This window comes from Streptococcus sp. 1449 (assembly GCF_013276805.1).
Lineage (GTDB): Bacteria > Bacillota > Bacilli > Lactobacillales > Streptococcaceae > Streptococcus > Streptococcus pseudopneumoniae.
In genome coordinates, this window is record NZ_VMLS01000012.1 from 13510 (window position 1) to 40281 (window position 26772).

Consider the following 26772-nt stretch of genomic DNA (forward strand, 5'->3'; position numbering starts at 1 on the left):
GGAGAAATAGATGAAATATAAAGGCTATTTAATTGATTTAGACGGAACCATTTATAAGGGCAAAGACAGAATCCCAGCAGGAGAGGCTTTTGTCCATGAATTGCAAAAGCGAGACATCCCCTATCTCTTTGTGACCAACAATACAACCCGTACTCCTGAGAGTGTTCAAGAAATGTTGGCTCAGAATTTTAATATCGATACGCCTCTATCGACTGTCTACACAGCGACTTTGGCAACTATCGACTATATGAATGACTTGGGACTGAAAAAGACTGTCTATGTTATCGGAGAATCAGGGCTCAAGGAAGCCATCAAGGCGGCTGGCTATGTGGAAGACAAGGAAAATCCTGCCTATGTGGTAGTAGGTCTGGACTGGCAAGTTGACTATGAAAAATTTGCGACAGCAACTCTAGCTATCCAAAAGGGTGCCCATTTTATCGGAACCAATCCTGACCTCAATATCCCGACAGAGCGTGGTCTTTTGCCTGGTGCTGGTTCGCTGATTACGCTGCTTGACGTAGCGACACGAGTGAAGCCGGTTTATATCGGAAAACCAAATGCCATCATTATGGACAAGGCGGTTGAGCATTTAGGTTTGGAACGTGAAGAGTTGATTATGGTTGGAGATAACTATTTAACTGATATTCGAGCAGGGATTGACAATGGCATTCCAACGCTCCTAGTAACGACTGGTTTTACTAAGGAAGAAGAAGTAGCAGACCTGCCAATTGCACCGACACATGTGGTTTCTAGCCTTGCGGAGTGGGATTTTGATGAAAACTAAACTGACCTTTTGGGCCTCTATGCTCTTTCTCCTCTCCCTCTCAATCCTTATGACCATTTATCAGGCTTGGATTTTTTATCCGCTGGAAATTCAGTGGCTAAACTTAACGAATCGAGTTTATCTAAAACCAGAAACCATTCAGTACAACTTTCATATCTTGATGAATTACCTGACCAATCCTTTTAGTCAGGTCCTAGAGATGCCAGATTTTCGTTCGTCAGCAGCTGGTCTGCACCACTTTGAGGTGGTCAAGAACCTCTTTCACTTGGTTCAGCTAGTAGCTCTAGTGACACTTCCAAGTTTCTATTTCTTTGTCAATAAGATTGTAAAAAAGGGCTTTTTATCTTTATTTAGTAAAGGGCTCCTGACCCTAGTGGTTTTTCCTTTGCTGATTGGTCTTGGGGGAGTTTTGATTGGTTTTGACCAATTCTTTACTCTTTTCCATCAAATTCTCTTTGTGGGAGATGATACCTGGCTTTTTGACCCAGCCAAGGATCCAGTGATTCTGATTTTGCCAGAGACCTTCTTCCTTCATGCCTTCCTCCTCTTTTTTGCCCTATATGAAAGCTTCTTTGGCTATCTTTATCTGAAAAGTCGTAGGAAGTGAAATGAAAGCTGTTTTTAATTTACGTATATAAAAATGCATATTGTTTGAAACCATGGTTAAGAAGGAATTAATCAAATTCAAACAAAGGCAATCGTTCGCGAACAGTCTATTTTTCTTGAAAAAATAGGCTTTTTTTCTAAAAATCTCTAGTCAAGCGCTTTATTTTTTTGTATAATAGAAGTAGCAAAGTATAGATAAGAAGAGAAAAGCATGATTACACTATTTCTATCACCGAGCTGTACATCATGTCGTAAGGCTAAGGCCTGGTTAGAAAAACATAAGGTTCCCTTTGTGGAACACAATATTATGACCAGTCCTTTAACAAGAAAAGAATTGCAACACATCCTTTCCTTGACCGAAAATGGTACTGATGACATCATTTCAACTCGTTCAAAAATTTTTCAAAAATTGAATATTGATGTAGAGAGTATTTCGGTATCGGAATTGCTTCATTTGATTGAGCAGTATCCTAGTCTTTTGCGTCGTCCAATTATTATTGATGCCAAGCGCATGCAAATCGGTTTTAATGAAGATGAGATTCGTGCTTTTCTCCCTCGTAGTTACCGTAAGCAAGAACTAAAAGAAGCAAGAATGAGAGCTGGTATTAGTTAATGAACAAACAGTATAGTTACCCACTAGATTTGTCGTGGAGCACTGAAGAACTTGCTTCAGTGCTTTCTTTTTTTAATGATGTTGAAGCTGCCTATGAAGGCAAGGTAGAGGCTAAAAAGTTACTGGACTCCTATAAGCGATTCAAGGCGGTTGTGCCAAGCAAGAGTGAAGAAAAACGTTTGGGACGAGAATTTGAAACAGTCAGTGGCTATTCGCTTTACCGAGCAGTTCAGGCGGCTAAGGAAAAAGGGGAAGGAAAGATTTCTCTTGGAAAGTAAATTTGAATTTGCTAAAGAGCTAATTAAGAAAGCGGGTCAGTACATCCTTGACCACATGCAGGAAGACTTGCGTGTTGAGACCAAGTCCTCTCCAACAGATTTGGTGACCAGACTGGACAAGGAAGTTCAGGAACTCTTGGTTGGTGAGATTTTGTCCCGTTATCCTGAGGATAAGATTTGTGCTGAAGAAGGGTGTCTGCGAGCTTCGGTTCAAGAGGGCAAGGTTTGGGTCATTGATCCCATTGATGGTACCAATAACTTTGTAGCCCAGCAGGAAGATTTTGCTGTTATGATGGCTTATTTTGAAAATGGTCAGGGACAGTTTGGCCTAATTTATGATGTGGTCAAAGGGGATTGTTACCACGGTGGTGGGGTCTTTCCAGTTTGTCGAAATAATAAGCCCCTAGCTCCCTTTAAAGCCAAACCACTTGGAGATTTTCTTATTGCGGGAAATAGTGGCATGCTGGAAACCAATGAATGGGGGCTGGCTGATTTGAGCCGAGCGGTTCTTGGTGTTCGTGTCTATGGAAGTGCGGCCATTAGTTTTGCCAAGATTTTGTCAGGGCATTTGTTGACCTATCTCACCTATCTGCAACCATGGGATTATGCCGCAGCTAGTATTTTAGGGGAAAGTCTGGGCTATCGGGTTGTGACCCTTTTTGGTGAAGCTCCTGATTTTCAAACCAGACAGCCTGTCATGATGGTGCCTCTTGAGATGCAGGAGGAAATTCAGTCCTATATTTACGAAAGGAAAAGAACTTAAATGCAATTTCCAGAAGGATTTGTTGAAAAATATAAAGAGATACTAGGAGATGAGGCAAGAGATTTTCTTGCCTCTTTTGAGGAGGAAGCGGTTTCGGCCTTTCGGGTCAATCCCTTAAAAGAAGAGCAACTTTCCTTTTCTGATGCCATTACTCAAACCCCTTGGGGCCACTATGGGAAGGTTTCAGGGAAATCGCCTGAGCATGCTACAGGTTTAGTTTATTCGCAAGAACCTGCTGCTCAAATGGTGGCTCAAGTAGCCCAACCCAGTCCTGGTATGAAGGTCTTGGACTTGGCTGCTGCACCGGGGGGCAAATCAACTCAACTGGCAGCCTATCTAGCAGGGGAGGGGCTACTTGTTTCCAATGAAATTTCAAGCAAACGGGCTAAGATTTTAGTAGAAAATATGGAGCGATTTGGAGCGACAAATGTCGTGGTGACCAATGAATCTGCTGATCGTTTGGCCAAGGTCTTTAAAGGCTATTTTGACCTTATTGTCCTTGATGCCCCTTGCTCAGGGGAAGGGATGTTCCGTAAGCAACTAGATGCTATGGACTATTGGAGCTTAGATTATCCGAGTCAATGTGCTAGCTTGCAAAGAGAAATTCTGGAGGATGCAGTGACCATGCTAGCAGAAAGTGGTCGTTTAGTTTATTCAACCTGTACCTGGGCACCTGAGGAAAACGAAGAGATTGTCAATTGGCTACTGGAAGAGTATGATTTTGATTTGTTGCCAGTAGAGCATATCAATGGAATGGTAGCTGGTATTGACCTGCCAGAAACGGCTCGGATGTACCCTCATCAGTTTAAGGGAGAGGGTCAGTTTGTAGCCCATCTACAGTTTAAGGGTAACAATCCAACTCCTAAATGTAAGGCAAGTAAGAGCAATCTTGGTCGAGAACAAGTTGCCTTGTGGCAAGAATTTGCCCAAAACCATTTGAAGGTCAATCTACCGGGAATCTTGCAGACTTTTGGGGACCAACTCTATCTCTTACCAGAACTCTTGCCAGATTTAGGTAAGCTCAAGATTGCTCGCAATGGACTACATCTGGGCACTTTTAAGAAGAAACGCTTTGAGCCCAGTTTTGCTCTTGGTCTAGCCTTGAAACCGAGTCAGATCAAGCAGTCGGTTGAAATTGACCAAGAAGCGTTTGTCAAGTATGTGGCTGGAGAAACTGTTCAGCTGGCAGAAAGTCTGCCAAATGGTTGGTACCAAGTTTTGGTTAAAGGCAATGGCTTGGGCTTTGCAAAGGTTACTGGAAATGTTTTGAAAAATTATTTTCCAAAAGGCCTCAGATTCAAGTGAAAATGCTAGTCAAATATCTTATTCTATGTTATAGTGAAAGTATGGATTTTTTTAGTAGGATGATTCTTGATATCTTGATTGCCATCACATGTAGTTTTACTACTCAATGAAAATCAAAGAGCAAACTAGGAAGCTAGCCAAAGATAGCTCAAAATACTGTTTTGAGGTTGCAAATAGGACTGACGGAGTCAGTTACAAAGCATTGCTTTAAAGTTGTAGATAGGACTGACCAAATAGGTACATACCTATAACAAGGCAAGGCTGACCTGGTTTGAAGAGATTTTCAAAGAGTACAAGAAGTTTAGTTATTAGCGTTCTTACCGCTTGTAAACTAGATTTCCCATAAAATAGAATCTTTTCCTTTTAGTTGTAAACTAGTCTGGGAGAGTAGAGAGGTTTGAGATACCTTTCTAGCTTTTGGATTATCATCTAAGGAGAGTAACCTTTTCCTTGCATTAAAAAGGGGAAAAAGAGACACGAAATGACTATAATGGGTGACAATGGGGGAAGGGATAGACAAGAGATTTTATCCACATATGAAAAAAGGAGGTTAGAAAAGAGTAATATAGCCTATATTATATAAATAATCAATTGCGCAGAAATTTGGTAAGAATTCATGCGTCAACTCATAAAGAACTACTTAAAAAATTCACAGTATTCATAATTATTTTCGAGGAGAAAAACAGTGAAAAAAAGAAAAAAGCTTGCTCTGTCTCTTATCGCTTTTTGGCTGACGGCTTGTTTAGTAGGCTGTGCTAGCTGGATTGATCGTGGAGAATCCATAACGGCTGTTGGCTCAACTGCCTTGCAACCCTTGGTTGAAGTAGCGGCAGATGAATTTGGCACGATCCATGTTGGAAAAACGGTCAATGTCCAAGGGGGAGGTTCTGGTACAGGCTTGTCCCAGGTTCAGTCTGGGGCAGTTGATATAGGAAACTCAGATGTATTTGCTGAGGAAAAAGACGGAATTGATGCTTCTGCTCTTGTTGACCACAAGGTCGCGGTAGCTGGCTTGGCTCTGATTGCCAATAAGGAGGTTGATGTTGATAACCTAACGACAGAGCAACTTCGTCAAATCTTCATAGGTGAGGTAACCAATTGGAAAGAGGTTGGTGGTAAGGACTTACCCATCTCTGTTATCAATCGGGCAGCCGGCTCTGGCTCTCGTGCTACCTTTGATACTGTCATTATGGAAGGTCAGTCCGCCATGCAAAGTCAGGAGCAGGATTCAAATGGAGCGGTAAAATCAATCGTATCAAAAAGTCCAGGAGCTATCTCTTATTTATCTCTTACCTATATAGATGATTCAGTCAAAAGCATGAAGTTGAATGGCTATGACTTAAGTCCAGAAAATATAAGTAGCAATAATTGGCCCTTGTGGTCTTATGAGCATATGTATACATTGGGGCAGCCCAATGAGTTGGCTGCAGAATTTCTCAATTTTGTTCTCTCGGATGAGACCCAAGAAGGGATTGTCAAAGGATTGAAGTATATTCCGATTAAGGAAATGAAGGTTGAAAAAGATGCTGCCGGAACTGTGACAGTGTTGGAAGGGAGACAATAATGAATCAAGAAGAATTAGCTAAGAAAATGTTGCTTCCATCAAAGAATTCTCGTCTGGAGAAATTAGGAAAAGGTTTGACCTTTGCCTGTCTTTCTTTGATAGTCATCCTTGTGGCCATGATTTTGGTTTTCGTAGCGCAAAAAGGCTTGTCGACCTTCTTTGTCAATGGTGTGAATATCTTTGACTTTCTTTTGGGAGGAACTTGGAATCCTTCTAGTAAAGAATTTGGTGCCCTTCCTATGATTTTGGGTTCCTTTATCGTTACCATTCTCTCAGCCCTTATCGCAACACCCTTTGCTATTGGTGCAGCAGTTTTTATGACCGAAGTATCACCAAAAGGGGCGAAGATTTTGCAACCAGCTATTGAACTCCTGGTTGGGATTCCTTCAGTAGTGTACGGATTTATTGGCTTGCAAGTCGTCGTTCCCTTTGTTCGCAGTGTCTTTGGTGGGACTGGTTTTGGGATTTTGTCAGGGATTTCCGTCCTCTTTGTCATGATTTTGCCGACCGTAACCTTTATGACAACGGATAGCTTGCGTGCGGTTCCTCGTCACTACCGCGAAGCTAGTTTGGCTATGGGGGCCACTCGCTGGCAGACTATCTGGCGTGTGATCTTGAAGGCGGCCCGTTCTGGTATTTTCACTGCAGTGGTCTTTGGGATGGCGCGTGCCTTTGGTGAGGCTCTAGCTATCCAGATGGTTGTCGGAAACTCAGCTGTTATCCCAACTTCCTTGACCACACCAGCTGCAACTTTAACTTCTATATTAACTATGGGAATTGGGAACACTGTCATGGGAACTGTAAATAATAATGTTCTCTGGTCACTGGCCTTGGTACTGCTCTTGATGAGTTTAGTTTTTAACAGTGTGATTAAATTGATTACGAAAGAAAGAGGAAAGAAAAATTATGCGCGCTAAGAAATTAGATAAACTTGCAACAGCTGTCCTCTATACGATTGCTAGCATCATTGTGACAATCTTGGCTTCCTTGATTCTCTATATCTTGGTTCGGGGCTTGCCCCATATCTCTTGGTCTTTCTTGACTGGAAGGTCTTCTGCTTTTCAAGCAGGTGGTGGGATTGGCATTCAGCTTTACAATTCCTTTTTCCTATTGGTCATTACTTTGATTATTTCTGTACCTCTTTCTATGGGAGCTGGGATTTACTTGGCTGAGTATGCTAAAAAAGGTTCTGTTACCAACTTTGTGCGGACTTGTATTGAAATCTTGTCCTCTTTACCATCAGTGGTGGTGGGTCTCTTTGGTTACTTGATCTTTGTAGTCCAGTTTGAGTATGGATTTTCAATCATTTCAGGTGCCTTGGCCTTGACAGTCTTTAACTTGCCTCAGATGACGCGTAATGTAGAGGATAGTTTGAAACACGTTCACCATACCCAACGTGAGGCTGGTCTGGCTCTTGGGATTTCTCGCTGGGAGACAGTGGTTCATGTTGTTATTCCAGAAGCGCTTCCAGGTATTGTAACGGGTGTCGTCTTGGCATCTGGTCGTATCTTTGGCGAAGCTGCAGCTCTGATCTATACAGCAGGGCAATCGGCGCCAGCTCTTGACTGGTCTAACTGGAATATCCTCAGTGTGACTAGCCCCATCTCTATCTTCCGTCAAGCAGAAACCTTGGCTGTCCATATCTGGAAAGTCAATAGTGAAGGCACTATTCCAGATGGAACAATTGTATCAGCAGGTTCTGCCGCTGTGCTCCTGATCTTTATCCTGATTTTTAACTTTGGAGCTCGTAAGTTCGGAAGCTATCTACACAAGAAATTAACCGCTGCCTAAAGGAGAAGCCATGTCAACATATAACTGGGATGAGAAGCATATCCTTACCTTTCCTGAAGAAAAAGTAGCCCTTTCTACTAAGGATGTCCATGTTTACTATGGTAAAAATGAATCCATTAAGGGGATTGATATGCAATTTGAAAGAAATAAAATTACAGCTTTGATTGGTCCGTCGGGATCGGGGAAATCTACCTACTTACGCAGTCTCAATCGCATGAATGATACTATTGATATTGCTAAAGTAACTGGGCAGATTCTCTATCGTGGAATTGATGTCAACCGTCCAGAAATCAACGTTTATGAAATGCGTAAACACATTGGAATGGTTTTTCAACGCCCTAATCCATTTGCTAAGTCAATTTACCGTAATATTACCTTTGCGCATGAACGTGCTGGAGTTAAGGATAAGCAAGTCCTAGATGAAATCGTAGAAACCTCCCTTCGTCAGGCTGCCCTCTGGGATCAGGTTAAAGACGATCTCCACAAGTCAGCCTTGACCTTATCAGGTGGTCAGCAACAACGTCTCTGTATTGCTCGTGCCATCTCTGTTAAGCCAGATATCCTCTTAATGGATGAGCCAGCCTCAGCCTTGGATCCGATTGCGACCATGCAACTAGAAGAGACCATGTTTGAGCTCAAGAAAGACTTTACCATCATCATTGTAACGCATAATATGCAGCAGGCTGCTCGTGCAAGTGACTATACAGGCTTCTTTTACTTGGGTGATTTGATTGAGTATGACAAAACTGCAACTATTTTCCAAAATGCCAAGCTACAGTCCACCAATGACTATGTATCTGGTCACTTTGGTTAGAAAGGAAACCGTATGACAGATGCTATTTTACAGGTATCAGACCTGTCCGTTTATTATAATAAAAAGAAGGCTTTGAATAGTGTTTCCCTATCTTTCCAACCTAAGGAAATTACAGCCTTGATTGGTCCATCTGGATCAGGGAAGTCAACCCTCCTCAAGTCTCTCAACCGCATGGGAGATCTCAATCCAGAGGTGACCACAACTGGATCCGTGGTGTACAATGGTCACAACATCTACAGTCCGCGTACAGATACGGTTGAATTACGTAAGGAAATCGGAATGGTTTTCCAACAACCTAATCCTTTCCCTATGACTATCTATGAGAATGTTGTCTACGGGCTTCGTATCAATGGAATTAAGGATAAGCTGGTTCTGGATGAAGCCGTAGAAAAAGCCTTGCAAGGTGCCTCTATCTGGGATGAGGTCAAGGATCGTCTACATGATTCAGCTATTGGATTGTCAGGTGGTCAACAGCAGCGTGTCTGTGTGGCCCGTGTCTTGGCAACCAGTCCTAAAATCATCCTCTTGGATGAGCCAACTTCGGCTTTGGATCCGATTTCAGCTGGTAAAATTGAGGAAACCTTGTATGGTCTAAAAGACAAGTACACCATGCTTCTGGTAACCCGTTCCATGCAACAAGCTTCACGTATCTCTGATAAGACAGGATTTTTCCTAGATGGAGATTTGATTGAATTTAATGATACCAAGCAGATGTTCCTTGATCCCCAACACAAGGAAACGGAAGACTATATTACAGGAAAATTTGGATAAGGAGATGAAAGATGTTACGATCTCAATTTGAAGAAGATTTAGAGAAATTACATAACCAGTTCTACGCTATGGGACAAGAAGTGCTCTCACAAATCAATCGTACGGTGCGTGCCTTTGTCACGCATGACCGTGACCTGGCAAAAGAGGTCATCGAAGATGACGCAGAAGTAAATGAATACGAAGTGAAACTGGAAAAGAAATCATTTGAAATGATTGCACTCCAACAACCAGTCTCTCAAGATTTGCGTACAGTCTTGACTGTCCTTAAGGCTGTATCAGATGTGGAGCGTATGGGGGATCACGCTGTAGCCATTGCCCAGGCAACCATCCGTATGAAGGGGGAAGAGCGCATCCCAGCTGTAGAGGAAGAAATTCAAAAAATGGGACGTGAAGTTAAAAGCGTTGTTGAAGCAGCACTTGATCTTTATCTTAATGGTTCTGTTGACGACGCATACCGGGTAGCCTCCATGGATGAGCAAATTAACCACTATTTTGAAACTATCCGTGACCTTGCGACTGAAGAGATTAAGAAAAATCCAGAAGCCATTGTTACGGGTCGTGATTATTTCCAAGTTATTTCCTACTTGGAGCGTATCGGTGACTATGCTAAAAATATCTGTGAATGGGTTGTTTACTTTGAAACAGGTAAGATTGTCGAATTATAAAGTATTCAAAGGATAAAATTATTGTGAAAGCTTACTTTTTAATACAGTAAGCTTTCATTGTATAGATAGTTTACTTTGTCAGAGGTGAATAATGAACTACATACGGAATATCAGAAAAAAGTTGGAAAAGATAAAATTATTTTAAATTTTACCTGTGGAATATTAAGTCAATCAGGAAAAATTTTATTACAAAAACGAGCAGATGAAGGAACGTGGGGATTACCAGGTGGTGCTCTTGAATTAGGAGAATCGGCTTTAGAAGCTTTAGTGCGAGAGTTTTATGAAGAAACAGGAGTCGAAGTGAGGGTGGAAAAACTCTTAAATGTTTATACAAAATATTCAGACAGTTATCCGAATGGTGATGAGGCTCAAGTTCTTACAATCTTGTATTTAGTTTCATCTGAAACTTCTATCTCTACAAATTTTTTTACAAGTGATGAAACTTTAGAATTAGGATTTTTTGATCATAGTGACATACAAAATATTGCAATTGTAAACCAGCAGCATCAAGATATGATAAATGATTTTTTTGAAAATAAGTTCCCAATAGATAGATAAACTAACCACTGTATTTCTATTTTTAGTAAATATATTTTATGAAAATGCAAGAAAACACTTGACAAGTAACTTAGATATCGTTATAATTATACAAAATTAACAGAGGGGTTGTTTATTTATGAAATCAAAAAAATGGATATTTGTTTTATGTAGTTTTCTTGCAAGTTTCTTCTTAGTAGCTTGCCAGTCAGGTTCGAATGGTTCTCAGTCAGCTGTTGAGGCCATTAAGCAAAAGGGGAAATTGGTTGTGGCGACAAGTCCTGACTATGCACCTTTTGAATTTCAGTCTTTAGTTGACGGGAAAAATCAGGTAGTCGGTGCGGACATTGATATGGCTCAAGTTATCGCTGATGAACTTGGGGTGAAGTTGGAAATTTCAAGCATGAGTTTTGACAATGTCTTGACCAGTCTTCAAACTGGGAAGGCTGACCTAGCAGTTGCGGGAATTAGCGCTACTGACGAGAGAAAAGAAGTCTTTGATTTTTCAATCCCTTACTATGAAAACAAGATTAGTTTCTTGGTTCGTAAGGCTGATGTAGAAAAATACAAGGATTTAACTAGCCTTGAAAGTGCTAATATTGCGGCTCAAAAAGGGACTGTTCCAGAATCAATGGTCAAGGAACAATTGCCAAAAGCTCAATTAACTTCCCTAACTAATATGGGTGAAGCAGTCAATGAATTGCAGGTTGGAAAAGTAGATGCTGTTCATATGGATGAGCCTGTTGCACTTAGTTATGCTGCTAAAAACGCTGACTTAGCTGTCGCAATTGTCAGCTTGAAGATGAAGGACGGCGACGCCAATGCCGTTGCTCTTAGAAAAAATAGTGATGATTTGAGAGAAGTGGTAGACAAGGTCATCCAAAAACTCAAGGATGAAGGAACTTACCAAAGCTATCTTGAAAAAGCAGCAAGTCTAACTGAAGTTGAAGAATAAGAAAAAGCAGAGTTGGATGTCATTCCAATTCTGCTTTTAAATAGTTTAAAACCTTTTCCAGATTGTCTAGGGACACCTTGGCAAATTGATAAGGACAGGTGCTTAAATAGGCCTCTTCAAAGAAGTCCAAGCCTAGTTGACTGTGTTTGAGATTGGCGATTTTAGGATACTGTCTCAGGTCTAGCAATAAACCATCGTGAAGAGGAAAATGAGGAAGAGGACAGGGGCTGTAAGCTAGTCTTTCCTTGATTTGTTTTTGGTAAGTTTCTTGATTATTCAAGCGAGTCAGACGATTTTTCTCAAACAATTGACTATCGATATAGAGTGATAAGGCCTTTTGCATGATGAGGTTGCTGTCGTAGTCTAGGATATTTTTGTAGGCCACAAATGCTTCTTTGATAGCATTTGGAAGAATGAGTGCTGTAATACGAAGGGCTGGAAAGAGGCTGGTCGAGAAGGACTTGATATAAATGACACGCTCCTCTGTATCAAGATAGTGGAAGGTTTGGCCCTTCTTGGAGTCCAAATCACCCAGATAATCGTCCTCTACGATATAGACATCATACTTGGCTGCTAAGTCAAGAATAGCTCGTTTGTCCTGCTCAGAATAGGAATGGCCTAGAGGATAGTGAAATCGAGGAATGGTATAGAAAAACTTAATTTTTCCTGTTTTGAAGTGGCCTTCCAGTTCCTTCAAGTCAATCCCATCAATGCCTCGTTCAATCGTTTGATAGTCCAGACCCTGAGCAATCAAGAGGCGATTCATTCGATGGTAGGTCGGTTGTTCCACCAAGATTTCCTTGGCTTGGCTAGGGAAGGAAATTTGAGAAAGGATAAACAAGGCTTGTTGGGTTCCAGAAGTCAGTACCAGTTGGTCAGCCTTGCAGTAGAGGGCTTGGTCAAAGAGGAGTTGGTGAATGGATTGTCTTAAGTCTTCTAAACCTTCTTGATTTTCATAGTAGTTGAAGAGGTAGTTTTCCCGGCCAATCAAAGTTTCATTGACACAGAGTCGGAAATCGTCATAGGCGCTGGCGTGTTCATCCGTAACCTCGATTTCGAGGTCTTGGTGTTGCCCTTGTTCTAGGACATAGTAGCCACTCTGGGGCTTGGCATAGAGGTATTGTTCGTGCCGTAATTCCAGCAGGGCGCGCTGAACGGTGTCCTTGCTACAGTGAAAGTCAAGGCTTAGTTGACGGATAGAAGGCAGGCGACTTCCCGTCGGAAAGCGTCCAGACTCGATACCATTTTTCAGATAGGAAACGACCTCTTGGTACTTGCTTTGTTTCTTCATTCCAGACCTCCCTTGATTTTGTTACATTGTACCCTTTTTTTTCCTTCTTGGCAATATCTAGGGTGTTTCTCTCGTTCACATCTAAGAGCAAATGTGGTATATTCCCATCTTTAATACTTTTTTGAAATCAAAGAGCAACCAAATGCAGATGTGACAGTTTTTCGGAACTTTTTTCTCTTTAAAACAAAATATGTATTTTTATCTGGGGTTGGTTTGTTTTAAAAAGTTTTCATGCTAATTTCCCCGTATTACTTGCACATATTTTTAGGAAAAAGCTTGAAACCGTTTTCTAGTTGTGGTATAATAGAATTGGAAAATAAAAGTATACGAATGACTTGTTAGAAAGGAGTTTTAAATCAGAAAATCAAGTTATTTTATCAGTAATATATATTTGTGACTTGAAGGAGTGTTTTTTATGAAATTTAAAAAAAACTGTAACTTCAGCTCTTGTTGTATTATCACTATTTTCTATTATGTCTCCTTCTATAGTTTCTGTTAGAGTATTTGCTGATGATGTAACTACTACGGAAGTTTCTGAAATTAGTACCCAAGAACAAAAATAAATGGATGATGTAGCTAATGTTCTTGATCAAATGTTTAGAAATGGAGTTAATGAAAAAAATTTTACTGAATATGTTTATAAAAACTTTTCTCAAAAAGATATTGCTCTTGCGGAAAATAAATTAGAAACTAATATTAATAATCTCTATGACAGAGTCCCTTGGGATGAGATGGGAGGATGTATAGCGAGAAAAATACGAGAAGAATTTTTTGCTATGACCAATGTTTCGCTAATTGTTAAGTATGCGCAGAAAAAGGCTTGGTTAGAATTAGCTAAAGTGGTACTAAGATTTGTTAAAGCTAATGGACTTAAAACAAATATTTATATCATTGCTGGTCAGTTGGCTATTTGGGCAGTTCAGTGTGGTCTGGAATAATGCGTGATAAAAACTTTTTAATAAAAGATGGGATTATTAGCTTTTTGATTGGATTTGTATATGCATATTTAGTGTTACAAAAATTTATCCTTTGGAAAATCCTTTTGTTTGCATTTATTTTTGCAATTATTAATACAATATTTATGTTTGCTAGGAACAAAAAATAAATAATGATTTAGTTAAATAAAAAAAGGCCCCTAGGGAAGTGTGTTCCTTAGGGGTTGTTGTGCCAGTTCAAGTTTTGTTTCTGTCAAAATCTCAGGCTACCCGTCGGAAAGCGTCCAGACTCGATGCATTTTTCAGATAAGCTACGACCTCTTGGTACTTGCTTTGTTTCTTCATTCCAGACCTCCCTTGATTTTGTTACATTGTACCCTTTTTTTCTTTCTTGGCAATGTCTAAGGTGTTTCTCTCGTTCACATATAAAGCTAAATGTGGTATACTTAGGAGTAACATTTATAGAATAACAAACAAGAAAGAGAATGGATAAGAACGTGCAGGAACCAGTGAAATTATTTCAATACAATACCCTTGGAGCCTTGATGGCTGGCCTTTATGGTGGCACCATGACAGTAGGAGAATTGCTAGAGCATGGAGACCTTGGTTTGGGAACCTTGGATTCCATTGATGGGGAATTGATTGTCTTGGATGGCAAGGCTTATCAAGCCAAAGGCTCAGGAGAGCAACCGGAAATTGTAGAAGTATCACCAGATGCCCTTATTCCTTACGCAGCAGTAGTACCACATCAGGCAGAGGTCATTTTCCGCCAGCGCTTTGAGATGACAGACAAGGAATTGGAAGAACGGATTGAGTCTTATTATGACGGGGAAAATCTTTTCCGCTCTATCAAGATTCGTGGGGAATTTTCACATATGCATGTGCGCATGATTCCTAAGTCGGCACCAGATACCAAGTTTGCTGATGTCGCAACCCATCAACCTGAATATAGTCGTGACAATGTGGCAGGAACCATCGTTGGTTTCTGGACGCCAGAGATTTTCAATGGGGTCAGTTTGGCAGGATATCATCTACATTTTATCTCAGATGATTTGACCTTCGGTGGGCATGTTATGGACTTTGTTATCAAGGAAGGCATTATCGAGGTGGGAGCTATTGACCAGTTGGACCAACGTTTCCCAGTCCAAGACCGTCAATACTTGTTTGCTAAGTTCAATGTTGACGAGATGAAAAAAGATATTGAAAAGGCAGAATAGGAGAAGAAAATGATCATTCATATTATCATTACCATGGTGCTGTTGCTGGCTTTCTTGCTAGGGAGCGTTTGGTATGCCAAAAAGAAATACCAGACTAATCTAGCTGCCTTGGGATTGGGTGCAGTCGCTTTCTTTGTTTCTTCGCAGATTTTGGAAAAACTGGTGCATATCTTAGTTTTACATCCTCAAAAAGACGGTAGTATTGCTCTCTTGCAAGATCATCCGCTTGTCTATATCATCTATGGCCTAGCCATGGCAGCATTTTTTGAGGAAACTGCTCGTCTTATTTTCTTCAAATGGTTGGAGAAAAAGAGAAGTTTGGAAAAGGCAGACGCCTTGGCCTATGGGTTAGGGCATGGTGGCTTGGAGTTGATTTTCCTAGGTCTTACTAGTTTGCTTAATCTCTACTTCGTTCTCTCAGCAGTTCAAACGCAGGATCCACAGGTCATGCAATTACTGTCTGAAAATATGTTGAAAACTATTCAGTCGCTATCAGTCTGGCAGATTTATTTGCTTGGTTTTGAGCGAATCTTGGCGCTAGGTTTCCAATTACTCTTGACTGTTTGGGTTTACCAAGCTGTTCGCCAGAAGAAATGGATTTATCTCCTAGCAGCCTATGGCCTACATGCCTTCTTTGACCTAGCACCATCTCTAGTCCAAGTTGGCTGGTTGACAAATCCAGTCTTGGTGGAAGTTGTCCTAGCACTTGAGCTCGTTCTGGTTACCTATGGAACCAAGGCTATCTTTTGCAAAAAATCATAAAAAGAGGGGAAACCTCTTTTTTTGTTTAAAATAAGCCTAAGATTTTTTTAGGGTCGTCAAATGGTCTTAAAAATGGTATAATGGAATGAATTTTGTAAAAGGAAGAGTGACATGTCTGTAAGAGAAAAAATGCTTGAAATCTTAGAAGGAATTGATATCCGTTTTAAGGAACCCTTGCATAGCTATAGTTATACAAAAGTAGGTGGAGAGGCCGATTATTTGGTCTTTCCACGAAATCGTTTTGAGTTGGCGCGCCTTGTAAAATTTGCCAATCAAGAAAATATTCCTTGGATGGTTTTTGGCAATGCCAGCAATATCATCGTTCGTGATGGTGGAATTCGTGGATTTGTCATCTTGTGCGACAAGCTCAATAATGTTTCCGTTGATGGCTATACCATCGAAGCTGAAGCTGGTGCTAACTTGATTGAAACAACTCGCATTGCCCTTCGTCATAGTTTGACTGGCTTTGAGTTTGCTTGTGGCATTCCAGGAAGCGTCGGTGGTGCTGTCTTTATGAATGCGGGTGCCTATGGTGGCGAGATTGCTCACATCTTGCAGTCTTGTAAGGTCTTGACCAAGGATGGAGAAATAGAGACCCTGTCTGCTAAAGATTTGGCTTTTGGTTACCGCCACTCAGCCATTCAAGAGTCTGGTGCAGTTGTCTTGTCAGCTAAATTTGCCCTAGCCCCAGGAACCCATCAGGTTATCAAGCAGGAAATGGACCGCTTGACGCACCTACGTGAACTCAAGCAACCTTTAGAATATCCATCTTGTGGCTCGGTCTTTAAGCGTCCAGTCGGGCATTTTGCAGGTCAATTAATTTCAGAAGCTGGCTTGAAAGGCTATCGTATCGGTGGTGTTGAAGTGTCTGAAAAACACGCAGGTTTTATGATTAATGTTGCTGACGGAACGGCTAAAGACTACGAAGACTTGATTGAGTCTGTTATCGAAAAAGTAAAGGAACACTCTGGCGTCACTCTTGAGAGAGAAGTCCGTATTTTAGGTGAAAGCAAGTAGGAAGCTGTAGTTGAAAAGCTGCTGCTATGTCATGGAAAGGGGGTGAAAGCCTATCGTTAGTGCAGAAGAATGTAGGCAGTTCAATCTCCTACACGAGGTAGTGGCGGCCTGACAGAGCCCTGATCTGTTAATCTATGAAAAAGAAGGAATAAATGACAATTGAAAAAACCAATTATTGAATTCAAAAACGTCTCTAAAGTTTTTGAAGACAGCAACACCAAGGTTCTCAAAGACATCAACTTTGAGTTGGAAGAAGGGAAATTCTATACCCTTCTAGGCGCATCTGGTTCAGGGAAATCAACTATCCTAAACATCATTGCAGGTTTACTGGATGCGACGACAGGAGATATTTTACTGGACGGTGTCCGCATCAATGACATCCCAATCAACAAGCGAGACGTCCATACGGTCTTCCAATCCTATGCCTTGTTTCCACATATGAATGTGTTTGAAAATGTTGCCTTTCCGCTCCGCTTGCGCAAGATTGACAAGAAAGAAATCGAGAAACGCGTAGCGGAAGTTCTCAAGATGGTTCAGTTGGAAGGTTATGAAAAACGTTCCATCCGTAAACTCTCTGGAGGACAACGTCAGCGTGTAGCCATTGCCCGTGCTATCATCAACCAACCCCGTGTGGTTTTGTTGGACGAGCCTCTGTCAGCTCTGGACTTGAAATTGCGGACAGACATGCAGTACGAGCTCCGTGAATTGCAACAACGATTGGGCATTACCTTTGTCTTTGTCACTCACGATCAGGAAGAAGCCCTGGCCATGAGTGACTGGATTTTTGTTATGAATGATGGCGAGATTGTCCAGTCTGGAACACCTGTGGACATCTACGATGAGCCGATCAACCACTTTGTTGCTACCTTTATCGGTGAGTCAAATATCTTGCCAGGAACCATGATTGAGGACTACTTGGTTGAGTTTAACGGCAAACGCTTCGAAGCGGTCGATGGTGGGATGAAACCAAATGAGCCTGTTGAGGTTGTTATTCGTCCAGAGGACTTGCGGATTACCCTTCCTGAAGAAGGCAAGCTCCAAGTTAAGGTCGATACCCAGCTCTTCCGTGGGGTGCACTATGAAATTATCGCCTATGACGAACTTGGGAATGAATGGATGATCCACTCAACCCGTAAGGCTATTGTTGGTGAGGAAATCGGTCTGGACTTTGAACCAGAAGATATCCACATCATGCGTCTCAATGAAACAGAAGAAGAGTTCGATGCCCGTATCGAAGAATACGTGGAAATCGAAGAGCAAGAAGCAGGTTTGATCAATGCAATCGAGGAGGAAAGAGATGAAGAAAACAAGCTCTAAACTCTTTGTAGTGCCCTACATGCTCTGGATTGCTCTCTTTGTACTCGCACCCTTGGTCTTGATTTTCGGACAATCCTTTTTCAACATTGAAGGCCAGTTCAGTTTAGAAAATTACAAATCTTACTTTGCGTCACAAAACTTGACCTACCTCAAAATGAGTTTCAACTCAGTGCTTTATGCAGGAATTGTGACCTTTGTGACCTTGCTTATCAGCTATCCGACAGCCCTCTTTTTGACCCGTCTCAAGCACCGTCAACTCTGGCTTATGCTGATTATCCTGCCTACCTGGATCAATTTGCTCCTTAAAGCCTATGCCTTTATCGGAATTTTTGGTCAAAATGGCTCTATTAACCAATTTTTGGAATTTATCGGAATCGGTTCACAGCAGTTGCTCTTTACCGATTTCTCCTTTATCTTTGTTGCAAGCTACATCGAGCTTCCTTTTATGATTTTGCCGATTTTCAATGTCTTGGACGATATGGATAACAATCTTATCAATGCCAGCTATGACCTAGGTGCGACCAAGTGGGAGACCTTCCGTCATGTCATCTTCCCTCTATCGATGAATGGAGTGAGAAGTGGGGTCCAATCTGTCTTTATTCCCAGCTTGAGTCTCTTCATGCTGACCCGTTTGATTGGTGGGAACCGTGTTATCACCTTGGGGACAGCCATTGAGCAGAACTTCCTGACCAATGACAACTACGGTATGGGTTCAACCATCGGTGTGATTCTCATCCTGACTATGTTCATCACCATGTGGGTGACTAAGGAAAGGAGAGAACGATGAAAAAATTTGCCAACCTTTATCTAGGACTGGTCTTTCTTGTCCTCTACCTGCCTATCTTTTACCTGATTGGTTATGCCTTTAATGCAGGTAACGACATGAATAGCTTTACAGGCTTTAGCTTGAGCCATTTTAAAACCATGTTTGGCGATGGTCGTCTCATGTTGATTGTGACTCAGACCTTTTTCTTGGCCTTCCTATCAGCCTTGATAGCGACCATTATCGGGACTTTTGGTGCCATTTACATCTACCAGTCTCGTAAGAAATACCAAGAAGCCTTTCTATCACTCAATAATATCCTCATGGTTGCGCCTGACGTTATGATTGGTGCTAGCTTCTTGATTCTCTTTACCCAACTCAAGTTTTCACTTGGCTTTTTGACCGTTCTATCTAGTCACGTGGCCTTCTCCATTCCTATCGTGGTCTTGATGGTCTTGCCTCGACTCAAGGAAATGAATGGCGACATGATTCATGCGGCCTATGACTTGGGAGCTAGTCAATTTCAGATGTTTAAGGAAATCATGCTTCCTTACCTGACTCCGTCTATCATTGCTGGTTATTTCATGGCCTTCACCTATTCGTTAGATGACTTTGCCGTGACCTTCTTTGTGACTGGAAATGGCTTTTCAACCCTATCAGTTGAGATTTACTCTCGTGCTCGTAAGGGGATTTCGCTAGAAATCAATGCCCTGTCTGCCCTTGTCTTTCTCTTTAGTATTATCCTAGTTGTTGGCTATTACTTTATCTCACGTGAGAAGGAGGAGCAAGCATGAAAAAACTCTATTCATTTTTAGCAGGAATTGCAGCTATTATCCTGGTTTTGTGGGGAATTGCGACGCATCTAGACAGTAAAATCAATAGCCGAGATAGTCAAAAACTGGTTATCTATAACTGGGGAGACTATATCGATCCAGAACTCTTGGAGCAATTCACAGAAGAAACAGGAATCCAAGTTCAGTACGAGACTTTTGACTCCAACGAAGCCATGTATACCAAGATCAAGCAGGGTGGAACGACCTACGATATTGCCATTCCTAGTGAATACATGATTAATAAGATGAAGGACGAAGACCTCTTGGTTCCGCTTGATTATTCAAAACTTGAAGGTCTTGAAAATATCGGACCAGAGTTCCTCAACCAGTCCTTTGACCCAGGCAATAAATTCTCCATCCCTTACTTCTGGGGGACTTTGGGAATTGTCTACAATGAAACCATGGTAGAGGAAGCGCCTGAGCATTGGGATGACCTCTGGAAGCCAGAGTATAAGAACTCTATTATGCTCTTTGATGGGGCGCGTGAGGTGTTGGGACTCGGGCTTAACTCGCTTGGTTACAGCCTCAATTCCAAGGATCCGCAGCAGTTGGAAGAGACAGTGGATAAGCTCTACAAGTTGACTCCAAATATCAAGGCTATTGTGGCGGACGAGATGAAGGGATACATGATTCAGAATAACGCTGCAATCGGTGTGACCTTCTCTGGGGAAGCCAGCCAAATGCTAGAAAAAAATGAAAATCTACGCTATGTGGTTCCGACTGAGGCCAGCAACCTTTGGTTTGACAATATGGTCATTCCCAAAACAGTCAAAAACCAAGATGCAGCCTATGCCTTTATCAACTTTATGTTGAAACCTGAAAATGCTCTCAAAAATGCGGAGTATGTCGGCTATTCAACACCAAACCTACCAGCGAAGGAATTGCTCCCAGAGGAAACAAAGGAAGATAAGGCCTTCTATCCCGATGTTGAAACCATGAAACACCTAGAAATTTATGAGAAATTTGACTATAAATGGACAGGGAAATATAGCGACCTCTTCCTACAGTTTAAAATGTATCGGAAGTAGGAGATAAACGTAAGAAGACGAATCAGTTAAGCTGGTTCGTTTTTTAGAAAAAATAGAAATTATGGTATAATAGTTTTAGGCAGAGAGTTATTAGTATTGTTTATAGCATCTCTGAAAATTTAATTCCAAAGGAGTTCAAAATGAGCCAGACTACGCAAATGCATATATATATATATATATATATATAACCTAATAAAAAATGCAAAAATATATATATTGAAACCTACTGAAAATTCAGTAGGCTTTTTGCGTTTCTTGGAGGTATCTAATGGCTAAAAAGTTATTAAATATCACTGAGATTGAGGATAGAACTAAGGTTTTAGTAGAAAATCTTAATAAATCGACATTTATTATTGATTTTGTTTCATTGTTTGACATTACTAAAACGACTATAACAAGAGCAAGTAAAGTGGCAACTGATGATTTTATAATAAAAAACAGATTGTATTTTCGTAAAGTTGAAAATCAGCCATTACTTGCTCTGACTGAGATTGATAAAGAGTTGGAGGGTCAGGTTCGTAAATCTCGATTTATTATTACAACAGATTTTCAAGAATTATATGCAAAGGATACACAGACAGGGCTGACTCTTGCAATTTCTTTTAATGATTTACCAGCCCATTGTGACTTCTTCTTACCTTGGAATGGTATTGAAAAGATTGATTATGATAAGGAAAATCCAGCTGATGTAAAAGCGGCAGAGCGTTTCACCAAACTTTATGACGAACTAATTTCTATCAATCCTGAACTAGCCATCACTGAAACTGATGGTAAATCATTTAATCTATTTTTGATCCGTGTTCTTTTTCTACTATTTGCAGAAGATACAAATATCATCTCCAAGGGAGCTTTCACAAATGTTATTAAGATGAGGACATCCGAAGATGGTTCTGACTTAAATGAGTGTGTTAGAAAGTTATTTACTGTTTTAGATATGCCTGAATGTAGTCGTCAGGATTTGGAGTCGTGGTTATCAGATTTTCCCTATGTAAATGGTAAGCTTTTTTCAGAGCCACATCATGACCTTATTTTCAATAAAAGAACTCGTCAATTACTCATTGAAGCAGGGGAATTGCTAAACTGGAATGAAATCAATCCAGATATTTTGGGCTCAATGATTCAAACCGTGGCAAATGCAGAAGCGAGATCAACATCGGGTATGCACTATACTAGCGTGCCCAATATTATGAAGGTCATCAAACCACTATTTTTAGATAATTTACGAGCAGCATTTACGGAATTAGAAGAACGAGCTGATTACTATATAGGAGGTGGTGACTTTAGCGAGGAACATCGTCGCAAGGAATTACGACAAATCTTACCTAAGTTAGAAGATTTACTCACTCGTATGGCCTCTATCAAGTTTTTAGACCCTGCCTGTGGTTCTGGAAATTTCCTCATCATTACCTATAAAGAACTTCGTCGTTTAGAAATTAATATCTTAGTCAAACAGCGTGAAATTCGTGACTCCTTGAATGAAAAAGCTGTTTATCAAGGAGAATTGATTGCTGATGCATCTAAGATTTCTCTATCCCAGTTTTCAGGAATTGAATTGGATGATTTCGCTCATGAAGTAGCAAGGCTATCCTTGTATGTAGCAGAACACCAGATGAATGTGGAAATGGAAGAAGCTCTTGCTGATGTCCATCCAAGGCTACTCCCCTTAAGAGAAGCTGGAAATATCGTTTGTGGGAATGCTCTAAGAATTGAATGGGAAACTGTGTTGAATGTCAAGGCAGATGACGAAGTTTATATATTTGGAAATCCGCCGTATATAGGCTCTAAAAAAATGACCTTGGAACAAAAGAAGGAACTGGAAAATGTGATTTGTTCAGAAATTTCTTCTAAAAAATTAGATTATATTTCGGGATGGTTTTATAAGGCAACTCACCTTATTTATGGTAAAAATGCTCAATATGCTTTTGTAACAACAAATTCAATAAATCAAGGTGAACAAGTTTCAATTTTGTGGAGTGTTCTTCTACGATATGGTCAAATTTCCTTTGCGTATCAATCTTTTAAATGGAACAATAGCGCGGCCCATAATGCAGGGGTTACAGTTACGATTATTGGATTTTCAAATAAAAATGATAAGAAAAGAATTATATATAGTGATAAGGGAGAAAGTTATGGAAAGAATATAAATCCCTACCTAACTTTTGCAGATGATATTATTGTATCTAATCACAATGATGCAGAGAAGTTAAATAATTTTCCAAAAATAGTCTTTGGGAATATGCCAAGAAGTAAATATCTAATACTGACAAATGATGATAAAAATAAATTAGTTCAAAGATATCCTGAAACTGAAGTGTATTTTAAAAAGTATATTGGAGCAGATGAGTATATCAATGGAAATTTTAGATATACTATTTGGATTGATCAAGATGAATATACTAAATTAGATAAGATCCAGGAATTCCATCAATTATTTGAAAATGTAAGACAAGAACGCCTGAATTCTCAGGCTGCTGGAACAAGAGAAACTGCATCCACACCATGGAAATTTGTACAACGAGGTGAATGGGACGAAGCATATGAAAAAGGCGATATAGAAGGTTGTCAAGCCATTATTGTTCCACGTGTATCATCAGAATCTCGTACTTATGTACCTATGGGATTTATTGAAGATGACACAATTGTATCAGATTCTGCCATGGTTATTTACAATGCTCCTATCTGGCTTCTTGGTATCTTAGAATCCAAAATGCACATGGTTTGGCTTCGTTCAATTGGTGGTAAATTAAAGACAGATTATCGTTATTCAGCTGGGTTGGTCTATAATACATTCCCAATTCCAGAACTTTCGGAATCTCGGAAAAGTATGCTTGAGGATGCTGTTTTTGAAATGCTGGATGTTCGAGAAGAAGAAGGTGGAACCTTGGCTGAATTGTACGGTGGAGCCAATAAGCCGATGAACGAACGTCTTCGCCAAGCACATGAAAAAATTGATGGTATCGTAGAACGTGCCTACCAGCAAAAAACTTTTGAATCAGATGAAGAAAGGCTCAGTGTCTTATTGAATCTGTACAAAGAAATGACAGAAAAGGAAGCGAAATGACCTCAAATATATTTGAAATCAATTACAATGGTACAGGTGCTAGTCAATCAAATAATGCACTTGGAATGCGTGAAATGCAGGCGCGTGTATATGCTAAGAGAACTTCTCAACACTTATTGATTAAGGCTCCTCCTGCCTCTGGTAAGTCGAGAGCTCTGATGTTTATTGCTCTTGATAAACTACATGCTCAAGGCCTGAAAAAAGCTATTATAGCAGTCCCAGAAAGATCTATCGGAAAATCCTTTCGTTCAACAAAATTGACTGAATATGGTTTTTACTGGGACTGGGAAGTGCTTCCAAAAAATAATTTGACTGAACAAGGAACCAGCAAAAGTAAGGTAAAACAGTTTGTAGACTTTATGCATTCAGAGTCGCCTGACGATAGAGTTCTAATCTGTACGCATGCCACCTTGCGTTTTGCCTTTGAACAGCTGGCTGATAGTGATTTTAATGATGTTCTTTTAGCTATCGATGAATTTCATCATGTATCTCAAGATGATAATTCAGTTTTAGGGAATGCTTTGAGAAACATATTAGCCAATTCAACAGCTCATGTAGTGGCTATGACAGGATCTTACTTCCGTGGAGATTCTGTCCCTATTTTGGCACCTGAAGATGAGCAAAAATTTGATAAGGTATCCTATACTTATTATGAACAGTTGGAGGGGTACAAATATCTGAAAAGTTTTGCTATGGGTTATAACTTTTATCGTGGTCGTTACACGGATGCTTTGCACGAAGTACTGGACACAAGCAAGAAAACTATTATTCATATTCCCAATGTAAACTCAGGTGAATCAACCAAGGATAAGTATGATGAAGTTGACCGAATTTTAGACGAACTGGGGCAAGCCGTTCCAGACCCTAAGACTGGATTATGGTTGGTTACTGAGGAAACAGGTCGTGTATTGAAGGTCGCTGACCTTGTCACAGAAGAAGGGCGTGAAAAAGTACAGGATTATCTAAACAAGATGACCAGTTTAGATGATCTCGATATCATTATCGCACTTGGTATGGCTAAAGAAGGTTTTGACTGGCCTTATGCTGAGTATGCTTTAACGATTGGCTATCGTCAGTCGCTGACAGAAATTGTTCAGATTATAGGTCGAGTAACACGGGATAGTTCCAATAAGTCACATGCTCAATTTACCAATCTCATTTCTCAACCAGATGCTCAAGATGATGAAGTTTTCTTTGCTGTGAATAATGTTATGAAGGTTATTACAGCTAGCCTATTGATGGAGTCTGTTTTAGCACCAAATTTTAAGTTCAAACGAAAAGATCGAGAAGATCAGAAATCTTCTGGTGCCGAAATGTTTGTGAAAGGCTTAAAAGAGCCTAGCACTCAAAGAACAAAGGATATCATAGAAAATGATTTGAATGACTTACGTGCTAGTATATTGCAAGAACCGCGTATCCAAACTGCAATTGCTGCGGGAACGGATGCAGAAGTCATTAATAAGCAAATGATTCCAGCCATCATTAAACAAATCTATCCTGACTTAAGTGGGGCTGAAGTTGAAGAAGTTCGTCAACAGTTTATTAGTCAATCGGTAGTTCAATCAGCTGAACGGAAAGAGGGAGTAGGGCAAACAGACTTTCTAAAAATGGCAGATAAATTTGTGAATATTGATGACTTATCCATTGATTTGATTGATCAGATTAATCCTTTCCAGAGAGCTTACGAAGTTATATCACGTGAAATTGATGCTCCGACTTTGCGTCTAATACAAGATTATATGGATGGTCAGAAGATGGAGTTTTCTGAAGAAGAACTGTTAATTCTTTATCCTCAAATTAAGCAGTTTTTAAATGAAAATGGTCGTCATCCAGATAAATCAAGTCATGATAAGTACGAACAGAGACTTGCTTATGCTTTGTTACAATTGTCTCAGATGAAGCTGAAGATGGAGAGTGGTAATGACTGATTTTAAAAACTTAAATGACATATTTAACGATTCTGATTTTGAACATTTAATAGCTCCTTTAAAACCTAAGAAAAAAATAGTTACAGATCATGAAGTAGAGAAATTTTTAGAAATTATAGATTGGGTGAGAGAAAATAATGGGCAAGAGCCACAAAAGTCTAGAAATATTAAAGAACGCAGTTTATTTTCTCGATTGAATGGTATTAGAAAATCTCCTGATAGCATCCGAAAGTTAGAACCTTATGATGAATTTGGGCTACTAAAAATAGATATCGTTGAGTCCGAGACCCCTATTTCAAGTCCTGCTAGTTTAACAGATATTTTATCAGATGAATTGTTTGAGTCGGTAAATAGTGCTGAAAAATCGTTATTTGATGTCTCACGTTATAAACGAACGATTCAAGCGCGTGATAAAATACGAACACGTAAACGGATGGGCAATTTTGAAGATTATCAAGGATTATTTACTCGTGTTCATGATGAAATTAGTGAAGGTCGCCGTCAAGTCAGAAATTCTGATGTAATAAAAGAAAAAGAAATTAAACCTGGTATGTTCTATGTTGATAATGGAGTAATGGTTTATGTTGCTTCTAAAGGAGAAGACTTCACTGACAAGAATGGCTATACAAACGCTGAACTTCATCTCGTATATGAAAATGGTACAGAAAATAAGAAGGCCTTACTCCGTTCTTTTGTCTCAAATTTACACGATAGAACCCGACATGGACGAATGGTAACAGAATTGATAGAAGATGTGATGACTGGCATTAGTCCGAGTGAACGCATTACAACTGGATATATCTATGTAGTGAAATCCTTGAGTAGCAATCCTCAAATTGCTAACATCCGTAATCTCTATAAAATCGGTTTTACACAGGATCAAATTGAAAAACGGTTAGCAAATGCAGAAAAAGAAGGAACCTATCTTTATGCTCCTGTCCGTTTAGTAGCTAGTTTTGAGGTTCAGAATTTCAGCGCTCTAAAATTAGAAACGACTCTTCATCATTATTTTGCAGACAAACAGTTAGACATAGAATTAATAGCACCAAATGGAGAGAGCTTTGTTCCTAAAGAATGGTTTTTAGTATCGCTAGATGAAATCCAAGAAGTGATTGAAAAAATTGGATTTGAAATTAGATTCAAATAAAGAAAGACACTATTTATAAGATTATTT

At 40.1% G+C, this 26772-nt stretch carries 26 protein-coding genes; 25 read left to right on the forward strand and 1 reads right to left on the reverse strand.

What is annotated here, in order from left to right; all coding sequences use genetic code 11:
* Positions 1-10 precede the first annotated feature (10 nt).
* The 14 genes from HT687_RS03825 to HT687_RS03890 all read left to right on the forward strand — a co-directional run bounded on the left by HT687_RS03825 (position 11) and on the right by HT687_RS03890 (position 11446).
* Positions 11-784: a TIGR01457 family HAD-type hydrolase gene (locus HT687_RS03825; RefSeq protein ID WP_023936059.1), complete on the forward strand. Its 774-nt coding sequence runs from the start codon at positions 11-13 to the stop codon at positions 782-784.
* Positions 774-1391 carry a TIGR01906 family membrane protein gene (locus tag HT687_RS03830; RefSeq protein ID WP_023936061.1) on the forward strand — a complete coding sequence of 206 codons (618 nt, stop codon included), beginning with the start codon at positions 774-776 and terminating at the stop codon, positions 1389-1391. The genes HT687_RS03825 and HT687_RS03830 overlap by 11 nt, the downstream gene beginning before the upstream one ends.
* Positions 1392-1601: 210 nt before the next feature.
* A complete protein-coding gene (locus HT687_RS03835; RefSeq protein WP_000631259.1) occupies positions 1602-2003 on the forward strand; it encodes a Spx/MgsR family RNA polymerase-binding regulatory protein in 402 nt (133 codons plus the stop codon).
* A complete protein-coding gene (locus tag HT687_RS03840; RefSeq protein ID WP_023936063.1) occupies positions 2003-2281 on the forward strand; it encodes a UPF0223 family protein in 279 nt (92 codons plus the stop codon). Before HT687_RS03835 ends, HT687_RS03840 begins: the two co-directional genes overlap by 1 nt.
* Complete coding sequence (locus tag HT687_RS03845; protein WP_023936064.1) at positions 2271-3044, forward strand: inositol monophosphatase family protein; 774 nt, start codon at positions 2271-2273, stop codon at positions 3042-3044. The genes HT687_RS03840 and HT687_RS03845 overlap by 11 nt, the downstream gene beginning before the upstream one ends.
* Positions 3045-4349: an RsmF rRNA methyltransferase first C-terminal domain-containing protein gene (locus HT687_RS03850; RefSeq protein WP_023936066.1), complete on the forward strand. Its 1305-nt coding sequence runs from the start codon at positions 3045-3047 to the stop codon at positions 4347-4349. It abuts the gene before it with no gap.
* A gap of 685 nt (positions 4350-5034) precedes the next feature.
* Complete coding sequence (gene pstS, locus HT687_RS03855; RefSeq protein WP_000746334.1) at positions 5035-5913, forward strand: phosphate ABC transporter substrate-binding protein PstS; 879 nt, start codon at positions 5035-5037, stop codon at positions 5911-5913.
* Positions 5913-6830: a phosphate ABC transporter permease subunit PstC gene (pstC, locus tag HT687_RS03860; RefSeq protein ID WP_023936068.1), complete on the forward strand. Its 918-nt coding sequence runs from the start codon at positions 5913-5915 to the stop codon at positions 6828-6830. The genes pstS and pstC overlap by 1 nt, the downstream gene beginning before the upstream one ends.
* Entirely contained in the window at positions 6820-7704 is an 885-nt protein-coding gene (gene pstA / locus HT687_RS03865) for a phosphate ABC transporter permease PstA (protein WP_023936070.1), read from the forward strand. The genes pstC and pstA overlap by 11 nt, the downstream gene beginning before the upstream one ends.
* Before the next feature lie 10 nt (positions 7705-7714).
* A complete protein-coding gene (pstB, locus tag HT687_RS03870) occupies positions 7715-8518 on the forward strand; it encodes a phosphate ABC transporter ATP-binding protein PstB (protein ID WP_000109215.1) in 804 nt (267 codons plus the stop codon).
* Between the two features lie 12 nt (positions 8519-8530).
* Positions 8531-9289 (forward strand): phosphate ABC transporter ATP-binding protein PstB, encoded by a 759-nt coding sequence (gene pstB, locus HT687_RS03875; protein WP_000128635.1) that lies wholly within the window; start codon positions 8531-8533, stop codon positions 9287-9289.
* A gap of 11 nt (positions 9290-9300) precedes the next feature.
* Positions 9301-9954, forward strand: coding sequence for a phosphate signaling complex protein PhoU (phoU, locus tag HT687_RS03880; protein WP_000946465.1), 654 nt, complete (start codon positions 9301-9303; stop codon positions 9952-9954).
* Between the two features lie 84 nt (positions 9955-10038).
* On the forward strand, positions 10039-10512 hold the full coding sequence (locus tag HT687_RS03885) for an NUDIX domain-containing protein (RefSeq protein ID WP_042758449.1): 474 nt from the start codon (positions 10039-10041) through the stop codon (positions 10510-10512).
* A gap of 118 nt (positions 10513-10630) precedes the next feature.
* Entirely contained in the window at positions 10631-11446 is an 816-nt protein-coding gene (locus tag HT687_RS03890) for an ABC transporter substrate-binding protein (RefSeq protein ID WP_023936075.1), read from the forward strand.
* A gap of 19 nt (positions 11447-11465) precedes the next feature.
* On the opposite strand, the gene HT687_RS03895 is transcribed toward HT687_RS03890, so the two are convergent.
* Positions 11466-12737: a PLP-dependent aminotransferase family protein gene (locus tag HT687_RS03895; RefSeq protein ID WP_000744852.1), complete on the reverse strand. Its 1272-nt coding sequence runs from the start codon at positions 12735-12737 to the stop codon at positions 11466-11468.
* Between the two features lie 563 nt (positions 12738-13300).
* Here HT687_RS03895 and HT687_RS03900 point away from each other — a divergent pair.
* The 11 genes from HT687_RS03900 to HT687_RS03950 all read left to right on the forward strand — a co-directional run bounded on the left by HT687_RS03900 (position 13301) and on the right by HT687_RS03950 (position 26745).
* On the forward strand, positions 13301-13675 hold the full coding sequence (locus HT687_RS03900) for a hypothetical protein (protein WP_000342870.1): 375 nt from the start codon (positions 13301-13303) through the stop codon (positions 13673-13675).
* Between the two features lie 482 nt (positions 13676-14157).
* Positions 14158-14889, forward strand: a complete 732-nt coding sequence (gene budA / locus HT687_RS03905; protein WP_023936077.1) for an acetolactate decarboxylase — start codon at positions 14158-14160, stop codon at positions 14887-14889.
* A gap of 9 nt (positions 14890-14898) precedes the next feature.
* Entirely contained in the window at positions 14899-15651 is a 753-nt protein-coding gene (locus HT687_RS03910) for a YhfC family glutamic-type intramembrane protease (RefSeq protein ID WP_023936079.1), read from the forward strand.
* 111 nt (positions 15652-15762) lie between these two features.
* A complete protein-coding gene (gene murB, locus HT687_RS03915; RefSeq protein WP_023936081.1) occupies positions 15763-16668 on the forward strand; it encodes a UDP-N-acetylmuramate dehydrogenase in 906 nt (301 codons plus the stop codon).
* A gap of 159 nt (positions 16669-16827) precedes the next feature.
* The gene (locus HT687_RS03920; RefSeq protein WP_023936083.1) at positions 16828-17985 is read left to right on the forward strand and encodes an ABC transporter ATP-binding protein; all 1158 of its coding nucleotides are present in this window, start codon (positions 16828-16830) and stop codon (positions 17983-17985) included.
* Positions 17966-18772, forward strand: a complete 807-nt coding sequence (locus HT687_RS03925) for an ABC transporter permease (RefSeq protein ID WP_000753801.1) — start codon at positions 17966-17968, stop codon at positions 18770-18772. The genes HT687_RS03920 and HT687_RS03925 overlap by 20 nt, the downstream gene beginning before the upstream one ends.
* Positions 18769-19542 carry an ABC transporter permease subunit gene (locus tag HT687_RS03930; protein WP_000712740.1) on the forward strand — a complete coding sequence of 258 codons (774 nt, stop codon included), beginning with the start codon at positions 18769-18771 and terminating at the stop codon, positions 19540-19542. Before HT687_RS03925 ends, HT687_RS03930 begins: the two co-directional genes overlap by 4 nt.
* Complete coding sequence (locus tag HT687_RS03935) at positions 19539-20609, forward strand: ABC transporter substrate-binding protein (protein WP_000737940.1); 1071 nt, start codon at positions 19539-19541, stop codon at positions 20607-20609. The genes HT687_RS03930 and HT687_RS03935 overlap by 4 nt, the downstream gene beginning before the upstream one ends.
* A 268-nt stretch (positions 20610-20877) precedes the next feature.
* Positions 20878-23670, forward strand: coding sequence for a DNA methyltransferase (locus HT687_RS03940; protein WP_023936086.1), 2793 nt, complete (start codon positions 20878-20880; stop codon positions 23668-23670).
* On the forward strand, positions 23667-25598 hold the full coding sequence (locus HT687_RS03945) for a DEAD/DEAH box helicase (RefSeq protein WP_000203246.1): 1932 nt from the start codon (positions 23667-23669) through the stop codon (positions 25596-25598). Before HT687_RS03940 ends, HT687_RS03945 begins: the two co-directional genes overlap by 4 nt.
* Complete coding sequence (locus HT687_RS03950; RefSeq protein WP_000129156.1) at positions 25591-26745, forward strand: GIY-YIG nuclease family protein; 1155 nt, start codon at positions 25591-25593, stop codon at positions 26743-26745. Before HT687_RS03945 ends, HT687_RS03950 begins: the two co-directional genes overlap by 8 nt.
* Positions 26746-26772 lie beyond the last annotated feature (27 nt).

Bases quoted from the DNA above. Each gene is read 5' to 3' on its own strand.
- HT687_RS03835 (WP_000631259.1), top strand. From the start codon at position 1,602: ATGATTACACTATTTCTATCACCGAGCTGTACATCATGTCGTAAGGCT.
- HT687_RS03890 (WP_023936075.1), top strand. From the start codon at position 10,631: ATGAAATCAAAAAAATGGATATTTGTTTTATGTAGTTTTCTTGCAAGT.
- pstA (WP_023936070.1), top strand. From the start codon at position 6,820: ATGCGCGCTAAGAAATTAGATAAACTTGCAACAGCTGTCCTCTATACG.
- pstC (WP_023936068.1), top strand. From the start codon at position 5,913: ATGAATCAAGAAGAATTAGCTAAGAAAATGTTGCTTCCATCAAAGAAT.
- HT687_RS03840 (WP_023936063.1), top strand. From the start codon at position 2,003: ATGAACAAACAGTATAGTTACCCACTAGATTTGTCGTGGAGCACTGAA.
- HT687_RS03940 (WP_023936086.1), top strand. From the start codon at position 20,878: ATGGCTAAAAAGTTATTAAATATCACTGAGATTGAGGATAGAACTAAG.
- HT687_RS03910 (WP_023936079.1), top strand. From the start codon at position 14,899: ATGATCATTCATATTATCATTACCATGGTGCTGTTGCTGGCTTTCTTG.
- HT687_RS03930 (WP_000712740.1), top strand. From the start codon at position 18,769: ATGAAAAAATTTGCCAACCTTTATCTAGGACTGGTCTTTCTTGTCCTC.
- HT687_RS03950 (WP_000129156.1), top strand. From the start codon at position 25,591: ATGACTGATTTTAAAAACTTAAATGACATATTTAACGATTCTGATTTT.
- HT687_RS03925 (WP_000753801.1), top strand. From the start codon at position 17,966: ATGAAGAAAACAAGCTCTAAACTCTTTGTAGTGCCCTACATGCTCTGG.
- HT687_RS03935 (WP_000737940.1), top strand. From the start codon at position 19,539: ATGAAAAAACTCTATTCATTTTTAGCAGGAATTGCAGCTATTATCCTG.
- HT687_RS03900 (WP_000342870.1), top strand. From the start codon at position 13,301: ATGGATGATGTAGCTAATGTTCTTGATCAAATGTTTAGAAATGGAGTT.
- HT687_RS03850 (WP_023936066.1), top strand. From the start codon at position 3,045: ATGCAATTTCCAGAAGGATTTGTTGAAAAATATAAAGAGATACTAGGA.
- phoU (WP_000946465.1), top strand. From the start codon at position 9,301: ATGTTACGATCTCAATTTGAAGAAGATTTAGAGAAATTACATAACCAG.
- murB (WP_023936081.1), top strand. From the start codon at position 15,763: ATGTCTGTAAGAGAAAAAATGCTTGAAATCTTAGAAGGAATTGATATC.
- budA (WP_023936077.1), top strand. From the start codon at position 14,158: ATGGATAAGAACGTGCAGGAACCAGTGAAATTATTTCAATACAATACC.
- pstB (WP_000109215.1), top strand. From the start codon at position 7,715: ATGTCAACATATAACTGGGATGAGAAGCATATCCTTACCTTTCCTGAA.
- HT687_RS03895 (WP_000744852.1), bottom strand. From the start codon at position 12,737: ATGAAGAAACAAAGCAAGTACCAAGAGGTCGTTTCCTATCTGAAAAAT.
- HT687_RS03825 (WP_023936059.1), top strand. From the start codon at position 11: ATGAAATATAAAGGCTATTTAATTGATTTAGACGGAACCATTTATAAG.
- HT687_RS03945 (WP_000203246.1), top strand. From the start codon at position 23,667: ATGACCTCAAATATATTTGAAATCAATTACAATGGTACAGGTGCTAGT.
- HT687_RS03830 (WP_023936061.1), top strand. From the start codon at position 774: ATGAAAACTAAACTGACCTTTTGGGCCTCTATGCTCTTTCTCCTCTCC.
- pstB (WP_000128635.1), top strand. From the start codon at position 8,531: ATGACAGATGCTATTTTACAGGTATCAGACCTGTCCGTTTATTATAAT.